This is a genomic window from Pedobacter sp. MR2016-24 (assembly GCF_026239655.1).
Taxonomy (GTDB): Bacteria; Bacteroidota; Bacteroidia; order Sphingobacteriales; family Sphingobacteriaceae; genus Pedobacter.
In genome coordinates this window covers 271,073-290,591 of record NZ_JAPIVO010000005.1, presented here as the reverse complement: position 1 = coordinate 290,591, position 19,519 = coordinate 271,073, and the positions used below count along the sequence as shown (strand labels likewise).

The window sequence follows — 19,519 nt, the reverse complement described above, 5'->3', positions numbered from 1 at the left end:
TAGCACATAAAAGTGCATTTGGATAATTTTCAAGAGTCTTCGTTGTAAAAACTACCACTTTTTATCGACGCGAAGGACAATAGGAGAGAACCCGAATCTGTAATTGCGTATATTGCGCGATAATGGAAACGGGTTCCTATTGGAAACTGCGTCAGGTCCTAGTGGTAGTACCCTACAGCAGTGAAAGATAGGGCCCGTTCCGTTTTTTCTTTAAAGACTCGTCAAATCATTTTAAATATGAAAACGAGCGCATACCTGTCATTCTTCCTTTTCCCAAAATGTACCAGCACTGGTACAGATATGGTATGCCCGAAAATCCCACTAAAACCATTAGCTGAATGCTACCAGAAAATAGCTAAACCGCCTGATTAATATCTCATCATTACGATTTTTTGAACAAACGATAAAATTCGTAATGGCCACGCTTTGTTAAAAATTTACTAATCAACTAACCTTAGTTTTATGAAAAAAATAACGATGTCAATCGTCATGGCCACGCTTTGCTTTTTTTTTAAAGTTGGCGCCCAATCCCAAAATACACAAACCACCGTCGTGAATGCCAGTCTAGCTGGTTATAAAGCTAAACTCGTTATTCTGGACTTCTGGGCTACCTCTTGTACTCCTTGTATTGCAGCGTTCCCTAAACTGGAGTTGCTGCAAAAAGAATTTGCGGGAAAAGTGCAGTTTGTTAAGATCACCTCGGAAAAGAAAGCTAAAGCAATTCCATTTCTTGAAAATATCTACAAAGATTTTCCTTCGCTAATCCCGGTGATTACTGACGATACGATCTATAGAAAGATGTATCCTCATATTTATATACCGCATTATGTATGGCTGGATGGTGGTGGTCACTTGATCGGCGCTACTACCGGAGAAGATGTCACTCCAGAGAATATTAATCTGGTATTAAAAACAGGGAAACTTAATGTTGATCATAAGAAAGATCTTAAAGCTGACAAACCATTATTCTTAGATACGAATTTACTGAATCACCATGAAATTAGCCATTACTCGCTACTTTTTAAAGGGCATTATTCGGGATTAGGTTCTGGGGTAAATGCATTCGAAAATCGAGGTGGAAAGAAAAGTGGATTTGTGCTAAGTAATATGCAATTGTATCAAATGTATCAATATGCAATAAGTCATTTATTTCGGCTTAGAAAACAGCACCTGTCTTACAAAAGACAGGTGATTTTACTTAAAGATTCTGCAAGTTTTTTTACCGGACTAAACGAAATTAAACAGGATAACTATACGTATATCTGCAATAATGCGGAAATACATCAAGACCAGCTTCTCAGAGGGCTTCTCGATAACTTAAACAAATCTACAGCCTATTTTGCAAGTATAGAGAAGAGAAAAGTTAAATGTTTTGTACTAAAGTATGTGGGCAATACTGACCGTTTGAAGACTAAAGGTGGGAACAAAAGGAATTCATTATTTAATACTTACAATTTAAAATTAACTAATGGACCAATCTACAATCTGATTATCAAAATGGATGAACTGCCATTCATTAATCTACCAATAGTAGATGAGACCGGATATCAAAATAACATTGATATCTCACTTGATAATTGCAAAAATTTAGAAATTCTGGCAAACCAACTATTATCATACGGACTTAAGCTTGTCCCGACAATAAGGAACATAGATATGTATGTATTGCGTGATAAGATTTAGTCATTTATAAATTAACCAACTCAAATAATTCAGCTAATGATCAACTTAAAAATTTTATCTTTTAACCTTCTATGTGTTTTCGCTTCCCTAAATGTACTGGCGCAATACAAACTTACAGGTAGAGTAATTTCTGCTACAGATTCAAGTCCATTATACGGAGTTAGTGTCGAAGGAGTCGGTATTTCCCTGACAGCAATGCCCAATAGTGAAGGTTATTTTGTCATTTATACTAAAGCACAGAGATATACTCTGAAATTTTCCCATGTAGGCTATGTCACAAAAATATTAACGGTGAATGCTCTGGATAATAAGCAATTACTTGTGGTGCTGGAGCCGTTAAATCAACATCTGGAAGAAGTTAATATTGTCTCTTCTGGTTATCAAAAACTCCCAAAAGAAAGACTTACTGGTTCCTTTAGTACAATAGGAACCAAAAAATTCAATGAACAGGTAGGCGTAACAGTCTTAAGCCGATTAGAGGGAGTAGCAAACGGGCTTTTTACTGATAGGACTACCTCGGCTTCCGGATTGCTGATGGTAAGGGGATTGGGAACTATACGAGGACCAAAAGGTCCATTGATTGTCCTTGATAATTTTCCCTATGAGGGAAGTCTTGACAACCTTAATCCAAATGATGTTGAAAGTGTCACCATATTGAAAGATGCCGCTGCAAGTTCAATATGGGGAGCAAGGGCTGGGAATGGGGTTATTGTAATAACAACTAAAAAAAGCAATTTTAATGAAGCTGTAAAGATAGATTTTAATATAAATGCTACCATTATAGCAAAACCAGACCTTTTTTATATAAAACAAATGTCATCCCCTGATTTTATAGAAGTCGAGGAGTTTTTGTTCAGTAAAGGTAAATATACTGCTGAATTCAATGCCGCAAACAAACCTGGACAAACACCTATCGTTGAATTGCTACTTCAAAAACAAAATAATCAGCTTTCGCAAGCTTCTTATGACGCTGCTAAGTTACAATTCAGCGCAATTGATATCAGAAATGAATATAATAAATATATGTACGCAGCTGGGCTCAATCAGCAATATGCATTAAATATTAAAGGAGGAGAGAAAAAACATAAATGGAATATCTCTACAGGTTATGATCGTAATTATTCTACGCTTAATGATAGATATAACCGATTTACTGCCCATTTAAAGCATAGTTATCAACCGGTGAAAGATCTCGACCTGTCGGTGGGACTACTCTATACCCAAAGCAGAAATACAAGTGGCAGGCCTGGTTATGGATCCATACTCTCCCGTAGTGTACTTTATCCTTATGCAAGATTTGCTGATGATTTCGGCAACCCGCTTTCTATAATGAAACTTTACCGCACAGGATACATCGAAACAGCCGGGAATGGTAAACTACTCGACTGGAAATATTATCCCTTAGAAGATTATAAACACATGAGCAATATTCAATCTCTCAGTGATATTTTGATTAATGCGGGTGCCAGCTACCAAATTTTTAAGGGCATTAGTGCAGATCTGAAATATCAATACGAAAGGCAATACACAGATATTAAAAATTTGCGGGATGAGCAGAGTTTTTTTGCCAGGGATTTAATCAATCAATATACACAGCTTCCGGTTGGACAGCCGATTAAATACATTATACCCAAAGGTGGAATTCTGGACGTGTCTAACGCCTTCATGGAATCAAATAATCTGAGAGGCCAGTTAAATTACAATAATAGCTGGAACGGCCATGAAATAAATTTCATTGCCGGGGCTGAAAGACGTGAAGCAAAAAGTAATGTAGAACAAAACAGGACTTATGGCTATAATGGAGAAATATTGACGTATGGTAATGTAGATTATCTGACTACTTATCCGTCATTTATAACTGGCGCATCTGGTTATATTGAAGATGGGAGGTCATTTCAAAAAAATGCAAACCGTTTTGTATCGGCTTTCGCTAATGGCTCTTACACTTATGATGGTAAGTATACCGTCTCTGCCAGTGCCAGGAGAGATGCTTCTAACCTATTTGGCTTAGATACGAATGATCAATGGAATCCTTTCTGGTCTGCCGGCCTGTCGTGGGATCTAAGCAAGGAGAGTTTTTTAGAAAACAATGTCTTTTCCTATTTAAGGCTGCGTGCTACTTATGGCTTTAGCGGTAACATTGATCAGTCAATGACTGCGGTGACTACAATAAGGTATGCTGGTACGTCAATACATACGCCTGCTCCATACGCAGTATTTAATAACTATTATAATCCTGCGCTTAAATGGGAGCGCCTGGGTATGCTCAATATTGGTGTGGACTTTACTACTAAAAATAGCAGACTTACAGGAAGTATTGAATACTTCCATAAAAAGGGGACTGATCTATTCGGTTACGCTGAAATAGACTATACGGGAGGGATTGGTTCTACTATTTTAAAGAACGCGGCAAGTACAAAAGGAAATGGAATAGACCTTGAACTGAACAGTAGTAATCTGACTATACAAGAATTTAGGTGGTCAACTAATCTTAACTTAAGTTATTTCAGGGATATAGTTGTAAGTTATTTAAATAATTCTCAATCAGTTTCAGCAGTCTTAACTAATAATGCTGCAATTACAGGTGTGGTGGGTAATCCTGCATATGGCATTTATTCATACAAATGGGGTGGACTGGATCATTTAACCGGCAATCCTCAGGGATATCTGAATGGAGAACTAAGTACCAACTATAGTAAGCTGACAGGTAGCAATATAACTTATAACGATTTGAATTATCATGGCTCTGCCGTACCAACATTTTATGGTTCTTTAGGGAACACACTAATTTATAAAGATTTCAGCTTATCTGCACGCTTTATGTTCAAGATGGGCTACTATTTCAGAAAACGAACAATATTATATAATGATCTCTTTTCGTCTGGAAGAGGACACGCAGATTATCGAAATCGTTGGCAGCATCCGGGGGATGAATTGAATACAGACATTCCTTCAATGATCTACCCGGGAACAAATGCAAGGGATAATTTCTATAAAGGTTCTGAGGTGTTGGTAAGGAAAGGCGATCATATCAGACTACAGTATATAAATTTCGCCTATCAAATGAATAAAAATAAGTATAAATTTTTGCCGGTAAAAAGCATCTCGCTATATGCTAACATAGCTAATGTAGGGCTAATATGGACGGCAAATAAAGAAAAAACTGATCCCGATTATTTAGGAGAGAATGCATTGAAGCCATCACGGACTTTCTCATTAGGGATCAGAGCAGATATGAATTGAGTAAAAAATAATAATTATGATCAATCTAAATAAAAAACTGGCAGTGATTTGTTTCATCTGTTGTATCGGCCTGCTTGGCTGTAAAAAATATCTTGAAGAAAAAACAAATGGTAAGCTTGCAGTACCTACTGAATTAGAAGATTTTCAAGCGTTGATGGATAATGTTGGAACTATAAATTCATCAGGCATATCAGCTGCTGAAATTAGTGCAGATGATTATGTACTAACGGATGAAGAATTTGATGCCTTAACAGATGACTATGAAAGAAGAATGAATATTTGGGAAAAGGATTATATTTTTTCCACGGATACTTATAATAGCTGGAGGTACGTTTACAATTCTATCTATACAGCTAATACAGTATTAATTGGACTGGGAAAAATTCCCCGGAGTCACAACAATTCATTGACATGGGATAATGTAAAAGGTCAGGCTTTATTTATCAGAGGCAATAACCTCCTTGATGCAGCTATTATATGGTGCCCTTTATTTGATCAGGCTTCCGCATCAACAGACTTAGGATTGCCGTTGAGGATGAGTACTGATTTTAATGAAATAAGCAAGCGTTCAAGTGTGCAGCAAACGTATGATCAGATTATTTCTGATTTGATAGCAGCAGCTGCGAAATTACCAGTTGTATCTCTTTCTAAACATCGTCCTTCCAAGGCAGCTGCTTACGGTTTATTGGCCAGAGCATATCTGGCAATGCGTAATTATCCGCAAGCATATTTATATGCTGACTCCTGTTCGTTATTAAGCGATGGATTAATGGATTTTAATGACCTGGATCTTAAGCTAAAATATCCAATTACTATCAATCAAAATAAAGAGACCATCTATGTTAGATATTTAAAATCTAGTAGTATTTTAAATCCCACAAAAATCAACATTCCAACCGTACTTTATAATTCATTTGAAACAGGTGATTTACGTAAAGATCTATTCTTTACGCCAAACGCAAATGGATACTATAATTTCAAGGGAAGTTATACAGGTAGTGACGGGCACTTTTCCGGTGTTGCTTTAAATGAAATTTATCTGATTAAGGCCGAATGTCTTGCACGTGCAAATCAGATTTCGCAGAGTATGAATGTATTAAATGAACTCTTGTTAAAGCGTTGGGATAAGACTAAGACTTACGTGTCACAAAATGCTGATAGTGAACAAGCAGCTTTGTCTTTGATATTAAAACAAAGACGAATGGAGCTAATTATGAGGGGACTGCGATGGTTGGATATCAGACGACTGAATAAAGAGGGTGCTGGTATCAGCTTGAAAAGAATCTATCATCACAAAGAATATATTCTTCCTGCAAATGATCTGCGATTTGTTCTTCCAATACCGGAGGATGTTATTGCAATATCAGGTATGGAGCAGAATAAAAGATAAATTATCCCTCGGCCCTGCGAAGGGCTGGGGGATAATCAACGATTAGTCTCTTCTTGAAGATGCATCATCTAATACGTCCTTAGCTGACCTTGGACTGAGGTAATCTTCTAAAGTCTGACCTGACGGAACGGTAATTGTACATGGGATCGAACCTGTTGTGCCGCATGAAGGAAGTCCGGGATCCACCAGCTTCCAATGCTCAGGATCATTAGCTTGGTTGGCATTATTACTATCAAAGTAATATACCTGATCAATCCTTTTCACTTCCTTCGCTTTAAAAGCGCTAAAAGCAATTATTAATCCGCCAACCATCAGGATAGTCAGCAACCCGTAGGTTTTTAAGTTTCTAATTAGATTTTTCATGGTATTTATATTTAATTAGTACTAATTTCCAGCTAATTCAGCCAAAAAAATCAGGATTAATCCTTATAACAATGTAGAATTATCCTGATTTTCTCCTCAGCTTATATATGGTATCAGCTGCCATTCCCAGGAAACTGGCAACGTCTTTTATTTTTACATGGTTGAAGATATCTGGGTGTCCCTGCAAAAAATCGTCATAAAGCTGTTGTTTGGTTTTCCGTTTAATATGTTCGTAATGTCTGGTAGATAACTTTTCATAATGCATTCTGATTTTGGCGAGTAGTTGAATTATCGCAGGATCATCTATTGCCTGAAGGGAGGTGATGTCGATGTATGCCAGATGACTATCCTCCAATAATTCAATAAAATAAGAGGAAGGTAAATTATCATAGAACTTAGGATTGATAATTATCTCATTTTTAAACCAAAACCAGAGGGTTTGCTCATTTGATCTGGAATGATCATATTTTTTAAAAGCCCGTGCTGATCCGTTAATCAGAAACCAAATCTTTAGCTGGTGTTCTTTTTGATTCAGCAAGTACCATCCTTGTTGTTTGAATTCAAAATGTAGCATTTCACCGAATAATCTTTTGAAACTGGTAGATAACGGTAAAAAGTGTTCTATAATGTTGATGATTTGAGTGATATCTGCACTACTATTAGGCATATACTACAATATTTAGTTTTGATTTACTTTAAACTGGTCAGGATGAAGCGCTGAATCTTTTATATGTATGGTGCGATAAGTATTATTCAAGTTTGCTAAAACTCGAAAATGAATCTTATATTAAAGATATAGCGTTTGTCGTAATTTTATTATAGAGGTTGGTTCCTATTTTATTATAAAGCTATGTTTGAGTGGTTAATAATTTATAAATTACGTCAAACAGAATAAATTTTTCAACTACCTACATTGAATTATACAATACTAACCGATAAGGAAATCTATTTAGATCTTAGAGCTGATAGTCATAAACTTGAGCATCTTACACATCATTTCGTTAAAATTATCAGCTCGGGCGAATTGCCATATGGCTATAAATTAAAATCTGTAAAAGAGATGGCCCAGCTTACGGGACTTTCCATACCTTCAATTTATTTGGTGCTTGAAGCACTTGTTGCAAGAAAAATGGTGACCACTGCTAAAGGGGCAGTTGCAAAGGTAAGTTATATTGGGCCGATAGTAGGGCCGGATACAACGATCTATGTGCAAGCAGACTCGCAATTCAAAACCGTGAGGCGTTATACCTACAGTTTAAATAAATACTTTCATAAAGTACAAGAGAAACATCGTTCTGAACACCCGCCATCGTTACAAAATACGAGTTATGGACCGCTATCCCTGACCTGCTGTAATATATTGAATGAACAACAGGGAACTAATTTTCACTACAACAATTCATGCTATTACCATGATGCACGCCTGTTGCATTTTGCTGTCGTATCCATTCTTTCCAAAAAAAGTGGCGTGGTAATCATACCCAGCCAGTCACTTCATTTAAAGGCCATCTTATCTCTTAAAGGTATAAACTTTTTTGAAGTGGGATTTGATGATAAAGGGCTGCTGGTGGATGAAGTGAAACTCCTCTGTGAACAACATAAAATTAGTGCAATTTATTTGATGTCCAGAGCAAATTTTCCAAATATGCTTGATACGGTAGAGGAGCGAATAGCTTTATTGTTTCAACTTAAAGACAGATATGGATTTACAATTATTGAAAATTGCGGATTTGAACCCTGGCTCAAAGATAAAGAAAACTACATACTGAAATTGGCTGACAACATGATGGAAGATGTTATATTTATTTCACCAATTATTCATATCATTGAAGAAATAGGGAAACAGATATTTGTTATCGCGCATGCTGAAATGATTTGTGAAATCAATAAATACATTGCGCTGATAAGTTCATACAAATCTTATTCTATGGCTTACGCAATTAACGAGGTGCTTTTAAGCAAGGTGTATGCTGCAACTATTAAAGAACTTGAATATGCTGTTGGACAAGTTGCGGCACTTATAAGAAAAATCTTTCGTACTCCTGGCTTCTGGGAGCCTGCCGGAATAAGAAACGAAGATGGAACAGCTGTGTATCTCGTACCAAGGGAAGGCTATTTTAGAACAGATGTATATAAAAGGATATTGGAGTTAGACATTTTAGTTACTGATCCTTCCTCGTATTATGAGGAGGGCACGCCCGTTCTGGGAATTCGAATTGATGTGTCCTTCTTAATAGGCATGACACATGCAGAGGAAACGCTAAGTATATTGGATAATAATTTTAGGAAGCTGGTTTGCGTAAACTAAAAAAATGTTCAATACTATTTGTTTTACTAAATATATTAGTATAATTTTGTTGTACTATGGAAAAGGAATTCAACAGACAACTCGATGATCACCTGAATCAATGGGTTCAAAATAGCCAATCAAAAAACTGGTCCCGCACAAATTCTAAGTTCTTCACTGTAAATGACGACACAACGGTAAACGTTGATTTAAATAAATTATCTGACGGCTACAGGAAGAAGTTGGTAGTCAGCCAGCCTTCGAGTTATTGTGAAGCTTTTCTAGGTTTAATTGAGCCCTATCTCACACAGTTTTTAATACAGTTCGGAATAAAGGACTACAGGTTTACTTTTGTGTTCAATATTGCCGGTAATATGGAGAAAAATTTATATGTAAACACTTTGGGTAGAAATTAATGCAGGTTTATCATTTCAAACTGCCATCGTCAAAGCAGGAATTAATTATTGTCGCACCAATTCAGGAGGAAGAGGAATATCTGGTTACCTGGCAAGGACAGGAATTGGGGTATATTTATCCGACTTTCATTCTTGAATCCTGCAGATTACTGTGGGAAGGAAATAACGATATGCTGAAGTTGATTGCTCCCAAACTGGGTGAGTTTATAGAAACCGCTCAGCATTCCGGGTAATGAATAAAAATGTTATGCTATAAAGTTTTTTCCTGCAGCAGTAAGTGTAACTTCGGAGGTAACGCAGGAGAGGTATATCTTGATCAATCCTTCCTTATACAACTGGTAAAAGATAGTCTCCTTTTTTAAGAATCTGGTAGGAATTTCCAAATTAAATTCACTATCATCAATTATTTCGAGCGTATATTTCATCATATTTATATTCATGCCTAGCTCACTGTCAATTGTCTATCCAGTTATTATAAGGCCTTTCTTTGATTAAAATAGTGATATCCCGATACAGCGACTGAGGTTATAATACGCAAAATGTAGCGATGATCATCACAAATAAGGTGAGTCATAGCATGTTTATTTTTTTAAGGTGGTTTTGGTAATCCGGGTCGTAGATATGTCTTCGTAGACTTCAGACCCCTTATATACGATTAACTTAATCTGTCGAGTTGAGAAAAGTAATTTCTACTGGTCCCTTTGCAGCGTCATCTCCTTCATAAGAAAGCGTAAGAATATTACCTCCGGTTACCTCGTAAGTGAAGTTATCTGTCGCCGACTTCGGAATAAGTGCCTTTACCATCTTTTAAATTCAAGGTAATCTTCATTTTCAAAGTTAGTGTTTGTCGTTTCAGTCTTTTGACCAATGCGGGTGACTACTTCATAATTTTTCTTGAAAAACCATTTTCCTACAATAAGTTTTGTAGCATCCTGAGTATTGTCTTCTTTCTTGCGGGAAGAAAGAGTCAATACAATAAGGAAGAGCGCAATAATAGTAAAGTTTTTCATAAGCCAATTTCTTTTACAAAACAGCACCATTAAAAACGGTATGGCAGTACTTACAAATGGAAATTTTTTTATTATTATGGTATGGGATATTTACAGAGTTTATAATAATAGATGTATGATTGCGATATTAAAGGTTTTTAGCCTCTCTGATGAACGATCGGGTGGTAATGGATGCATTGGTATGGTGTTAGGCATGTTGATGGCTGTGTACATTCCAAGTCATCTCTGTAAATTCAATGCAGTGCATAGTAGGATTTGGTGATTGGACCTGCTATTGAATCCTTGATTTTAGACACCTGTATCAGGAAGACGAGAATTAAAATAAATTGTTTTTATGCCAGTATTTCTGTCGTTTTCATTTTTGAATTTTTCGAGTTTCCGATATCTCTACATAGTAATAATTCTATTTCGTGTTATTATTTCCCCGCTATTTCACTTTCATCAAATTGTGTGCAATCGTTTTAGAATTTCAGCTAATGCATTAAAATTTTTTGAGAAAGTATGCTTAACTCAAATGTAGAAGAACTATTAACGAAAATATTCTTGCACCTTGTTTTGTTTCTAAAGGAACGCTTATGACCTCAAAAATCGCGAACGATAACTAGAAAATCATGGTAGCTCTATGACAGATAAAAAATATTTATTTGCTGATGGGAGTTAGCGTCAAATTTCCAAAAGCGAATTAAATGAATGAATTGCTAATCTGGTTGGAATTTTTTCGCAGATCGCAGATTTGACTAGAAGGAGCTAAAAGATGCATACTAAATTTCTCCATTTTCTATCAGCTGTTTTTATACGGGGGAGGAGCAGTGGAGATATAATTTGTCTCACTATATACGGTGTTTTTAAAATAAAGATGGCTATCACTTTTTATAAAAATAGGTTAATGAAAATATAAGATTGAGAGTGCAATCAATTATGTTCTGCATCGAATCTTGGCAGGTAAAAATAGGATAGTTAATTTTAATTAACGGCATAAGCTGAGTAAGCAATATTCTGTTTAGGAAGTTGTGAAAATTCTGATCCTGATATATGGGATTCTTATCTTTCTTATAAAGAAAAGATATCTGTATATCAATGTACTTGTATACTTTATATAAAGTTCACATATAGATTTTATTTTGATCAATTCTGTGGTTGAAAGTCACCGAATACATGGGCAAAATGAGGCTGTGAAAATCGCTTTTTATTCGCTCTTTTAGCCATTTACGACTAAAAATATGCGTTTTAGCATGCTTAAACGAGTTGAAAGCAGATAGATATAGATGAAGTAGTGATTTCGTTGCGGATGAGGGAAAAATAAAACGGATAAGTCTTGATATTTATATGTCTATTATCACTTTCGGTAGATTATTAAAAATATTGATTATCAATTAGTAATGTTTTATGTTTAATGCTTTTGTAGGTTTTATCCACGTTCTATTCTAAATTTTATACCATCTGCATTTGTGCCTTCGATATAGTAGATATCGTGTTTCGTCTCCGGATCTACATAATTGCAATGGGGGCATATGTACCCTGCAAATACAAAATCGTAGACTGTGATATGGTGCATGGCATATTGTTCCAGCAACCATTTTCTATACTCAAGTACGGGTTTGCTATTAAAAGATAACTCAGGTTTGAGGATGTCTGTAAGCCGGTGGCCTTTTGCGAAAAAGACCAAATTGTCATGATAATATTTTGCTGCCAGATGCTCTTCGAAAATGCCCGGGTGCTGATAACTTTGGTCACAACTTAAACATCTGATTACCCTTATTTGATTTTTATCATCAGTTTTTGTAAGCTGATCAACCTGATCCGGCATGGCATTATTGTCGAAAAGTATCCTGATGATATCGTATAATTGCCCATACCAGGCATCTGTTTTTGTCTCACTATAGGAGGGACCCCAATCGTTTAAAGAACCTGCTCCACCCCCGGGAAGTGAGCCACCGGTTCTTAGATTTATAAAGTATTGCAGCCATTCATGATCTGAATTTAACTCAACAAGTTTGATGAGTGTTTCTATATATCCGCGTCTAATTTCAGGGTTCAGCATCATGTTTAATTTATTTGTTCGATTCAATTATCTTGATATGGGTATCAAAATCATGCCATAGATTAAATTCTATTAAATACTAACTAAACCCTGGTGTGCTAGTTTTACTGGCTTTTATTTTCGTAGAACATTAACTTATCATTCAAATCAACGACTGCTCGTTTTTAAAACGCAAATGTTCGATATTGAACAGTATGGAATATATGTTGTCTGTAAATGTCATGATATCAGTATGTTACTTCATTTTGTTGCCTTGGCACAAGCTTAGCTATCTGAGGGTAGTTTAGTTAATTAGCCAACCATATGAATCTTCCTGGATGGGAAGATTCAGGAAGGCATTTATGCCTGCAGAGCTGAGAATCTCAAAGAAAAAAACCTTTTATTTCCCTGGAAGGTTAAGAATAGTACTTTGGTAAGTTAAATTCCGTTTAAGGGATGCACAGTTTCTGGAAGAAATATAGCTTGAACGGGAATGAAACTGAACACTGTGCCTGGAAAGCTGACGATACCTATCTAACTGCTGCCTGAATGATTTAGGTGAATTGATAGAATCAAATTAAGGCAGAGAGATGATTAATGGAGGTGTCCCGCATAGGCGCTTAATATTCGTCATAAACAAATTCTTCAACAGCATGCCTGTGCATATCGTAATCCGGGCACTTGAATAAAATCTTTTTTGCACTATAATCATAGATGCCGATAAGCTTATGGTCGTCTAATCTCAATCCGTTTTTTAATTTTTCAATAGGTTCAGTGATCTCAACCTCCAAAGTTTCATAACTTTCAGAAGGGTTTTGATAAAGTATTTTATACATGTCAATTGTGTTTGACGCAAAGGAAGTGATTTGTATTAAACTCAGTATTGTGGAAAATACGGGTTTTTAATATAATTAACTTTTATCGTAATCACTGTGAATGCCGTAGTGAATGCGATAAATGGAGTTACTTATTTTTTGAAGAAACAGCTGTAACACATCTCAGAATGTATAAGTCAATCAGGAGAATCATTCGATCTACCTTTTTTTTCGAGGCGATCTGATAAAGGTTGACGAATGTATTCGCATTTTCCATTCTAAAATCATCAATCAGCGCCCTGATCACATCTTTATCATTGTCTTTTGCTAAGAATAATCTTGTTTTAATATCTTCCGGGTAGCAGATCCATGTTAACCTATAACCTTTACCCGTATAACCAGTTGATTTGCCATCCTGAAAAATTTTATCATGCAGCCATACGTTTAATAAACTAAAGTTAGTATCTGTAATTTCCTGTGTTTTAATCTCTAACGTGTCCATTATCAGTGTAATAAGTATTCTTACCTTGACAATTTATGAAAAATATAGTTTTTTTTCAAAGTGATTTTACCACATATTTTTAACAGATATTGGATTCACATTCTTTTTATTTTAAGTCACAATCAGCTGTCCCATAATTTAAATAATTCATTTTATGAGGATAAATCCATTTTTTTGAGAATTGTCTTTATTTTTGCTGCTTAGGGAAATTTATGCAATATGCATTGGTAAATGGGATAAAGTCGGAGCCCAAAAAGGGATTAACAGGAGTATGTATTGGCTGTGGAAATCAGATGATTGCCAAATGCGGCCCGGTAAAACTCCATCACTGGGCGCATTGTGTTAATGTACAATGTGATTCCTGGTGGGAGACGGAGACGGAATGGCACCGCCAATGGAAAAGCCATTTTCAAGAAGAGGAGAGAGAACAGACTTTCTATGATGAGCAGTTGCAGGAATATCACCGTGCGGATGTATATACCACTGGGGGTATCACGATAGAGTTCCAGAATTCGCCCATTGCTTTAGAAGAATTGTTATCCAGGGAACGATTTTATACTCAACTGGTTTGGGTGGTAAACGGACTAAAATTTAAGGGATTTAACGTTACTGAAGCTATTCCAAACCCAAGGGAAACAGCATTGAAAGATTATGAATTTACTGGCACTTCACATCTTGCTTTCAGAAAGACAGACGGTAGGTCAGCGGACGCTGCTGCTCAAACAATAAGTATCAGGCATCCTTCGCTGCGACATATTAAAATTTCTTCCAAACACTTTACCTTTTCATGGCGACATCCGCACATGGGTGGTACAGCGCCGAAGCACCTGTTTTTATTGACACAGGTGGGCATTTCCTCTATTGGCTTAGGGTATTTAAGCAGCATTCGGAGGATTTTTATTATTTACAAATAGTAAGCAAAAAGGATTTTCTGGACAAATATTGTTAATCTACAGAAGTCAATTTTCCGGGTATAAATTTTCTGTAAAATGCTAAGAACTGTTCGATGGATGACAATTGCCGGCATGAGTGCAATTGTTACAAAACACTAATCGTTATGCTTTGTTAATTGAATATTAACAAACCTATAACATAATTATGAATGATCAGCACCAGTTTTTAATCGCGGAACTTGAAAAATTACTAAATGGGGGCAGTGCACATGTTGGACTGGAAGATGCCTTAGACGGACTTCCAGAAAACCTGCGCGGTGTTAGGCCAAATGATTTACCTTATAGTATCTGGCAACTGGTAGAGCATATCAGGATAGCTCAATGGGATATGTTGCGATTTTCGAAGGATATAGCGCATCAATCGCCAAAATGGCCAGAAGGTTATTGGCCTGAAGAGATTCAGCCAGCCGATGAAGATAGCTGGAACAAATCACTAAGCCAGATAAGAAACGATTTGAAGGAGTTCATCAGCCTGATTAAAAGTGATGATTTATTTCAGGCAATACCGGGGGCAGATGGACAAACGATTTTACGCGAAGCACTGCAAATAGCAGATCACAATGCTTACCATGTAGCAGAAATTATTGTTCTGAGACGGTTAATGGGGGCATGGAAATAAATAAATGATATGATGATAATACTAAATAATACAAAAAAAATACAGGCAAAACTCCTGTACGACCTACTGAAAAAGTCCTTTGATGAGTTTTATGGAAATGGTATAACTAAAACAGAGATCTTCAACTACGGGATTGGAATAAATACTATCTCTGTTGAAAATACAGAGGGGACAGAGATTTATAATCTCACCATCACGGATGAGGAAATCACTATCAATGAATCTGCTGCGAGCGACAAAAAAACGAGAGAAAAGTTAAGGCAATTTGTTGAGGCATGTCTGAAATAATTTAATCATTTCTTATAAACATAAAAATCCCTCTTATGAAGAGGGATTTTTATGTTTATAACCGGATATGGCAACTAATTTTTTATGCCATATTGTTCACTGTACATTTTAAGACTTGATTTTAATAATTGCCTGGCAACGTGAATTCTTGTTTTTACAGTGCCTAACGGAATATTAAGTTCTTCTGCAATTTCATGGTATTTGAATCCTTCAAAAAACTTTATAAATGGAATATAGTATTCAGGGCTTAATTGATTTAATGCTTTATCTAGGTCCTCACTTACCATTTGATTCTCTCCAAGGTTTCCGGAAGCCCCTTTTAACATATGGAAAGAATTTAAATCTTCATGAGTTTCTATCACATTTTGTCTAACAGAATTTCTCCTGTAACTGTTTATAAATGTATTCTTCATTATCGTATACAGCCAGCCTTTCAGATTAGTACCTTCCTTATACAAATAAGAGTAACGGATAGCTTTGATAATTGTATCCTGAACCAGGTCAGCCGCATCATCATAATTTTGTGTGAAACGTTGTGCGAACATTTCAAGCGATGATTTGTGATCGCAAATCTGATTGTTTAAGATAATGTTATTCATAGGTAGATGTTTTAATATTGATACATTTTCATTAGGTACTGTAGGTTTTACAATCAGCGTACCATAATGGAAAACTGTACATGAATATTTTTGTTACATTGAGCTATTACACTATGTTATATATATCAGTAAAGCTGGTAAGCTGCTGACTGAAGAGGAGTTAATCGATTTATTGGAAGAATCAAGGGCCTGGAACCTGAGCCATGGAATTACTGGGATGCTAATGTATCTGGAAGGGAATTTTTTACATTTATTTGAGGGCCGGTTTATTCAGGTACTGAAAGGGAGCAGTGATGAAGTAACTGCTATATTTTAACAGATTAAAAAAGATAAAAGACATCATGATATTCTGCTACTCAAAGAAGCAGAGAGCGAGAGCCGGGCTTTTGAGAAGTGGTTAAGGGACATTAAAGCCATGCATTTGGCCGAATATGAAGCTATGTCCGGATTTTTTTCATTGGAGGATCTGACATCAAAAAACACAGAATCAGCAGATTCTAATAGCCCTTATCATTTTCTATAATCTTTTTATCAGATGAGTCAGACTAAAATATAATCTAGTGTACATGATTTAAAACAGGGGACGAGGAATTCTGCAATAACTGCAATAGCCATCCATAAGTATTTTTATTGTCTTTGATAATTTGGTCAAGCAGGGTGGCAGACTGTTCTGATTTTAGTTCAATAGTGGTAACATACAGAAATTCATAGATAGCGATCTTATACTGCTGAATTAACATCGCGTTGAGGATGATGTCAAGATCTCGCTGATCTCCTTTGCTGAATTTAACTAATGACGGATTGCTGACGAAATCCGGGAACTGATCTTTTATCAAATCTTTAAATTGTGCAGGTTTGACAGATTCAATTTCCATAATGAGCTTTAATCTTTGCTGATGTGCTTCAATCTCGGTAGAAAATGGAGAAACTGCTTTTTGCAGCGGGGCCGCTGATGCAGCCTTACCCATTTTTTTATAAATTTTGCTGATTTCTTTTTCCAGCACATAAAGGGCTACCAGCTTCAAACTGAATAATTGTTTCAGTGGATTAATTTCTTTGTTATTCATCGTTAATTTGGATTGGTTGATTTAACAGTAAATCATCGTTTATGTTTTAATATTAGTAAGTTATAATCTCAATTCTTTTCATTCAAAGTACTTTTAAAGTGCATATTTATACCGGGAAAAGGCCGGTATAAAACATTATTTGTTAATTCACGTTTATAAAGTGCACCTAATCAGGAAGGAGAGACGATTATTTGAATCCATCTTCTATCCTGAAATAATAAGTAGTGATAAGTATGCAATGATTTATGGAAGCAATAGCTGAACAACTTTTCTTTACACTCTTTAATACGAAGGTTCCCCGTGTATTACTCAAGGCAGACAATCCTGATTTTACGATAGTTATCTACAATGAAGCTTATGAAAAGGTAACCTATCTGGACGGACGGGATATTACAGGCATTTCACTGTGGGAAGCATTTGACCCTGCAAATGCTGGTGGTGACGGAGCAAAGCTATTAATGGATGCATTAGTAACGGCTTCAAAAAACAATAAACCGGTGCACATGCCTTCCTTTAAATATGATATTCCTTCGGGCCACCCGGGTATAAATGTGCAAAGCTGGTGGCAGTTAGAGATTATACCGGTTTCAGGACCGGGAAGGGCAGCAAGCTACCTGCTTACAACGATCAATAATGTAACGGATCAGATTGAAAACTCTACGGCTATATTAGATAGTAAGTTAAGGGAAGAAACTCTGAATGAGCAATTGGAAGCAATAAATAAAGAGCTGGGAAATAAGAATGAAGTATTGCAGGCAACAAATGACGAATTGAATACATTAAACGAGAAGTTAACCCGCTCGGAAAATGATTTCAGAATGTTGAATGCCGAACTGGAAGAAAGGGTGATTGCACGTACCCAATCACTGAAAGAAAGTTATGCGCAGCAACAGGCACTTACGGAAGAACTGGTTACTTCCACAGAAGAGATAACAGCTTCTAATGAAGAACTGTTAAGAATAAATGAAGAATTGAGAATTTCTAAACAGCAAAAGGAAGAGTTTCTTTTTATTGCCAGCCATGAGCTCAGAACACCCTTGACCACGATAAAGGCTTATAATCAGTTGATGCAGTTAACGAAAGACGAAATTAAAAGGGATAGACTGGTCATCAAGACTGCCGAAAGTGTAGAACGGCTGGAAAAACTGATCAATAATCTGCTTGATCTAAGTAAGATCAGCGAGAGCAAAATGCTTTATGAGAAAGAACCTTTTGATTTTAAAAACTTAGTTACAGAATGCGTGGAGAATGCAAATGACAGATACCCGACACATGAAATTGTCTTAGAGCAGGTTGCTGAAATGACTTATACAGGAGACCGGTTCCGCTTAGAACAGGTAATACAAAATCTGCTTTCCAATGCCGTAAAATATTCGCCCGAGGCTAATAAAGTTTTGGTTAACAGCTGGGTGGAGCAATATAGTCTAATCGTTTCTGTACGGGACTTTGGTATAGGTATTGCTGCATCTGACAAAGATAAGCTGTTTGAAAGATACTTTCGGGTAGATCATCCAACTTTGCGGATTGAAGGCCTTGGTTTAGGTTTATTTATCTCATCTGAAATCCTAAAGGAACACAATGGCATTTGCTGGATTGAAAGTGAAATCGGGAAGGGCTCAGTTTTCTATTTTCGGCTGCCAGTTGGTAATTAGTCAGGGATTTATTTGCGCTTTAATACTAAAAATGCTTAGTTATTCACTAAGCATTTTTTATGGAAAAGTTAATTTTATTATTTGATGTAGACGAATGATACGCTGTCTTTAACGATCAGGCCACTCATGTTCTGACTGTTATAAGTAACAGTATATTTAGCAGGCTTGCTGATGGCATAACCTTTTAATAAATCAGCTTCGGCAGAAAGACTGTCTTTTGCGTTCAGTTTCGTATAACTTGATGCTGGTGGTGGCATTACTCTTTTAGCCATAGCACCTTTATAATCAACTTCTATACCGTTTTCGTCTTTAATATCAAGGTATTTGCTGATCAAAGGCTCAAATGGCGTATGCCATTTGCAAAACTGCTGGGTACTATCTGCATTGTTGTATACACTAAACTTAAGCAGAATTGGATCTCCGACTTTAATCGTGTCTTTAATAGTCATTTTTGCAAATAACCCTTTTTCAACTGTCTGATCTGCTGCTGCGGTCACTGTTGAATCGGTATTAACGCCGGCATTTTCTGAGGGACGCGTGTTCTGACTGCATGATGCTAATGCTAAAAGTGCGGCAGGTAAAATAAATTTTAAGTTTTTCATGTGACAAAAA

Annotated in this window: 22 protein-coding genes; 11 read left to right on the top strand and 11 right to left on the bottom strand. The window is 36.3% G+C overall.

What is annotated here, in order from left to right; genetic code table 11:
* The first annotated feature begins 462 nt into the window (after window positions 1-462).
* From OQX62_RS15295 to OQX62_RS15285, 3 genes are read left to right on the top strand one after another with little or no spacing between them, the layout of a single operon-like run.
* Window positions 463-1,683 (top strand): TlpA family protein disulfide reductase, encoded by a 1,221-nt coding sequence (locus OQX62_RS15295; RefSeq protein WP_265832455.1) that lies wholly within the window; start codon window positions 463-465, stop codon window positions 1,681-1,683.
* A gap of 36 nt (window positions 1,684-1,719) precedes the next feature.
* A complete protein-coding gene (locus OQX62_RS15290; RefSeq protein WP_265832454.1) occupies window positions 1,720-4,926 on the top strand; it encodes a SusC/RagA family TonB-linked outer membrane protein in 3,207 nt (1,068 codons plus the stop codon).
* A 16-nt stretch (window positions 4,927-4,942) separates the two neighbouring features.
* Window positions 4,943-6,316 (top strand): RagB/SusD family nutrient uptake outer membrane protein, encoded by a 1,374-nt coding sequence (locus tag OQX62_RS15285; RefSeq protein WP_265832453.1) that lies wholly within the window; start codon window positions 4,943-4,945, stop codon window positions 6,314-6,316.
* A 42-nt stretch (window positions 6,317-6,358) separates the two neighbouring features.
* Here OQX62_RS15285 and OQX62_RS15280 read toward each other — a convergent pair whose 3' ends face one another.
* Window positions 6,359-6,679 carry a hypothetical protein gene (locus OQX62_RS15280; RefSeq protein WP_265832451.1) on the bottom strand — a complete coding sequence of 107 codons (321 nt, stop codon included), beginning with the start codon at window positions 6,677-6,679 and terminating at the stop codon, window positions 6,359-6,361.
* A 79-nt stretch (window positions 6,680-6,758) separates the two neighbouring features.
* Window positions 6,759-7,346 (bottom strand): Crp/Fnr family transcriptional regulator, encoded by a 588-nt coding sequence (locus tag OQX62_RS15275; protein WP_265832450.1) that lies wholly within the window; start codon window positions 7,344-7,346, stop codon window positions 6,759-6,761.
* A 246-nt stretch (window positions 7,347-7,592) separates the two neighbouring features.
* Here OQX62_RS15275 and OQX62_RS15270 point away from each other — a divergent pair, with 246 nt between their 5' ends.
* The 3 genes from OQX62_RS15270 to OQX62_RS15260 are packed head-to-tail and all read left to right on the top strand — an operon-like array spanning window position 7,593 to window position 9,615.
* A complete protein-coding gene (locus OQX62_RS15270; RefSeq protein ID WP_265832449.1) occupies window positions 7,593-8,987 on the top strand; it encodes a hypothetical protein in 1,395 nt (464 codons plus the stop codon).
* A 56-nt stretch (window positions 8,988-9,043) separates the two neighbouring features.
* Complete coding sequence (locus OQX62_RS15265) at window positions 9,044-9,382, top strand: hypothetical protein (protein WP_265832448.1); 339 nt, start codon at window positions 9,044-9,046, stop codon at window positions 9,380-9,382.
* The gene (locus OQX62_RS15260) at window positions 9,382-9,615 is read left to right on the top strand and encodes a hypothetical protein (protein WP_265832447.1); all 234 of its coding nucleotides are present in this window, start codon (window positions 9,382-9,384) and stop codon (window positions 9,613-9,615) included. Before OQX62_RS15265 ends, OQX62_RS15260 begins: the two co-directional genes overlap by 1 nt.
* 12 nt (window positions 9,616-9,627) lie before the next feature.
* Here OQX62_RS15260 and OQX62_RS15255 read toward each other — a convergent pair whose 3' ends face one another.
* From OQX62_RS15255 to OQX62_RS15230, 6 genes are all read right to left on the bottom strand, one after another.
* Window positions 9,628-9,810, bottom strand: coding sequence for a hypothetical protein (locus OQX62_RS15255; RefSeq protein WP_265832446.1), 183 nt, complete (start codon window positions 9,808-9,810; stop codon window positions 9,628-9,630).
* Window positions 9,811-10,042: 232 nt separating this feature from the next.
* Window positions 10,043-10,186, bottom strand: a complete 144-nt coding sequence (locus OQX62_RS15250) for a hypothetical protein (RefSeq protein ID WP_265832445.1) — start codon at window positions 10,184-10,186, stop codon at window positions 10,043-10,045.
* Complete coding sequence (locus tag OQX62_RS15245) at window positions 10,180-10,392, bottom strand: hypothetical protein (RefSeq protein WP_265832443.1); 213 nt, start codon at window positions 10,390-10,392, stop codon at window positions 10,180-10,182. Before OQX62_RS15245 ends, OQX62_RS15250 begins: the two co-directional genes overlap by 7 nt.
* Before the next feature lie 1,408 nt (window positions 10,393-11,800).
* Window positions 11,801-12,436 (bottom strand): hypothetical protein, encoded by a 636-nt coding sequence (locus OQX62_RS15240; protein ID WP_265832442.1) that lies wholly within the window; start codon window positions 12,434-12,436, stop codon window positions 11,801-11,803.
* Between the two features lie 596 nt (window positions 12,437-13,032).
* Complete coding sequence (locus OQX62_RS15235) at window positions 13,033-13,248, bottom strand: hypothetical protein (protein WP_265832441.1); 216 nt, start codon at window positions 13,246-13,248, stop codon at window positions 13,033-13,035.
* Between the two features lie 127 nt (window positions 13,249-13,375).
* Window positions 13,376-13,729, bottom strand: a complete 354-nt coding sequence (locus tag OQX62_RS15230; RefSeq protein ID WP_265832440.1) for a hypothetical protein — start codon at window positions 13,727-13,729, stop codon at window positions 13,376-13,378.
* Window positions 13,730-13,941: 212 nt separating this feature from the next.
* Between OQX62_RS15230 and OQX62_RS15225 the strand changes: the two genes are divergently transcribed.
* From OQX62_RS15225 to OQX62_RS15215, 3 genes are all read left to right on the top strand, one after another.
* Complete coding sequence (locus OQX62_RS15225; protein ID WP_265832439.1) at window positions 13,942-14,643, top strand: competence protein CoiA; 702 nt, start codon at window positions 13,942-13,944, stop codon at window positions 14,641-14,643.
* Between the two features lie 184 nt (window positions 14,644-14,827).
* A complete protein-coding gene (locus OQX62_RS15220; protein ID WP_265832438.1) occupies window positions 14,828-15,301 on the top strand; it encodes a DinB family protein in 474 nt (157 codons plus the stop codon).
* 9 nt (window positions 15,302-15,310) lie between these two features.
* Complete coding sequence (locus OQX62_RS15215) at window positions 15,311-15,589, top strand: hypothetical protein (RefSeq protein ID WP_265832436.1); 279 nt, start codon at window positions 15,311-15,313, stop codon at window positions 15,587-15,589.
* 74 nt (window positions 15,590-15,663) lie between these two features.
* On the opposite strand, the gene OQX62_RS15210 is transcribed toward OQX62_RS15215, so the two are convergent.
* On the bottom strand, window positions 15,664-16,188 hold the full coding sequence (locus OQX62_RS15210) for an RNA polymerase sigma factor (RefSeq protein WP_265832434.1): 525 nt from the start codon (window positions 16,186-16,188) through the stop codon (window positions 15,664-15,666).
* Between the two features lie 97 nt (window positions 16,189-16,285).
* Between OQX62_RS15210 and OQX62_RS25180 the strand changes: the two genes are divergently transcribed.
* Window positions 16,286-16,504: a BLUF domain-containing protein gene (locus OQX62_RS25180; RefSeq protein WP_416276575.1), complete on the top strand. Its 219-nt coding sequence runs from the start codon at window positions 16,286-16,288 to the stop codon at window positions 16,502-16,504.
* Window positions 16,505-16,745: 241 nt separating this feature from the next.
* Here OQX62_RS25180 and OQX62_RS15205 read toward each other — a convergent pair whose 3' ends face one another.
* Window positions 16,746-17,255 carry a DUF892 family protein gene (locus OQX62_RS15205; RefSeq protein ID WP_265832432.1) on the bottom strand — a complete coding sequence of 170 codons (510 nt, stop codon included), beginning with the start codon at window positions 17,253-17,255 and terminating at the stop codon, window positions 16,746-16,748.
* Window positions 17,256-17,500: 245 nt separating this feature from the next.
* Here OQX62_RS15205 and OQX62_RS15200 point away from each other — a divergent pair, with 245 nt between their 5' ends.
* On the top strand, window positions 17,501-18,907 hold the full coding sequence (locus tag OQX62_RS15200; RefSeq protein WP_265832431.1) for a sensor histidine kinase: 1,407 nt from the start codon (window positions 17,501-17,503) through the stop codon (window positions 18,905-18,907).
* A 77-nt stretch (window positions 18,908-18,984) separates the two neighbouring features.
* Here the strand turns inward: OQX62_RS15200 and OQX62_RS15195 are convergent, their stop codons facing one another.
* Window positions 18,985-19,509 carry a protease gene (locus OQX62_RS15195; RefSeq protein ID WP_265832430.1) on the bottom strand — a complete coding sequence of 175 codons (525 nt, stop codon included), beginning with the start codon at window positions 19,507-19,509 and terminating at the stop codon, window positions 18,985-18,987.
* Window positions 19,510-19,519 lie beyond the last annotated feature (10 nt).

What these genes read in the sequence shown, in the direction of transcription:
- OQX62_RS15295 (WP_265832455.1), top strand. Translation starts at nt 463, where the DNA reads ATGAAAAAAATAACGATGTCAATCGTCATGGCCACGCTTTGCTTTTTT.
- OQX62_RS15290 (WP_265832454.1), top strand. Translation starts at nt 1,720, where the DNA reads ATGATCAACTTAAAAATTTTATCTTTTAACCTTCTATGTGTTTTCGCT.
- OQX62_RS15285 (WP_265832453.1), top strand. Translation starts at nt 4,943, where the DNA reads ATGATCAATCTAAATAAAAAACTGGCAGTGATTTGTTTCATCTGTTGT.
- OQX62_RS15280 (WP_265832451.1), bottom strand. Translation starts at nt 6,679, where the DNA reads ATGAAAAATCTAATTAGAAACTTAAAAACCTACGGGTTGCTGACTATC.
- OQX62_RS15275 (WP_265832450.1), bottom strand. Translation starts at nt 7,346, where the DNA reads ATGCCTAATAGTAGTGCAGATATCACTCAAATCATCAACATTATAGAA.
- OQX62_RS15265 (WP_265832448.1), top strand. Translation starts at nt 9,044, where the DNA reads ATGGAAAAGGAATTCAACAGACAACTCGATGATCACCTGAATCAATGG.
- OQX62_RS15260 (WP_265832447.1), top strand. Translation starts at nt 9,382, where the DNA reads ATGCAGGTTTATCATTTCAAACTGCCATCGTCAAAGCAGGAATTAATT.
- OQX62_RS15255 (WP_265832446.1), bottom strand. Translation starts at nt 9,810, where the DNA reads ATGATGAAATATACGCTCGAAATAATTGATGATAGTGAATTTAATTTG.
- OQX62_RS15250 (WP_265832445.1), bottom strand. Translation starts at nt 10,186, where the DNA reads ATGGTAAAGGCACTTATTCCGAAGTCGGCGACAGATAACTTCACTTAC.
- OQX62_RS15245 (WP_265832443.1), bottom strand. Translation starts at nt 10,392, where the DNA reads ATGAAAAACTTTACTATTATTGCGCTCTTCCTTATTGTATTGACTCTT.
- OQX62_RS15240 (WP_265832442.1), bottom strand. Translation starts at nt 12,436, where the DNA reads ATGATGCTGAACCCTGAAATTAGACGCGGATATATAGAAACACTCATC.
- OQX62_RS15235 (WP_265832441.1), bottom strand. Translation starts at nt 13,248, where the DNA reads ATGTATAAAATACTTTATCAAAACCCTTCTGAAAGTTATGAAACTTTG.
- OQX62_RS15230 (WP_265832440.1), bottom strand. Translation starts at nt 13,729, where the DNA reads ATGGACACGTTAGAGATTAAAACACAGGAAATTACAGATACTAACTTT.
- OQX62_RS15225 (WP_265832439.1), top strand. Translation starts at nt 13,942, where the DNA reads ATGCAATATGCATTGGTAAATGGGATAAAGTCGGAGCCCAAAAAGGGA.
- OQX62_RS15220 (WP_265832438.1), top strand. Translation starts at nt 14,828, where the DNA reads ATGAATGATCAGCACCAGTTTTTAATCGCGGAACTTGAAAAATTACTA.
- OQX62_RS15215 (WP_265832436.1), top strand. Translation starts at nt 15,311, where the DNA reads ATGATGATAATACTAAATAATACAAAAAAAATACAGGCAAAACTCCTG.
- OQX62_RS15210 (WP_265832434.1), bottom strand. Translation starts at nt 16,188, where the DNA reads ATGAATAACATTATCTTAAACAATCAGATTTGCGATCACAAATCATCG.
- OQX62_RS15205 (WP_265832432.1), bottom strand. Translation starts at nt 17,255, where the DNA reads ATGAATAACAAAGAAATTAATCCACTGAAACAATTATTCAGTTTGAAG.
- OQX62_RS15200 (WP_265832431.1), top strand. Translation starts at nt 17,501, where the DNA reads ATGGAAGCAATAGCTGAACAACTTTTCTTTACACTCTTTAATACGAAG.
- OQX62_RS15195 (WP_265832430.1), bottom strand. Translation starts at nt 19,509, where the DNA reads ATGAAAAACTTAAAATTTATTTTACCTGCCGCACTTTTAGCATTAGCA.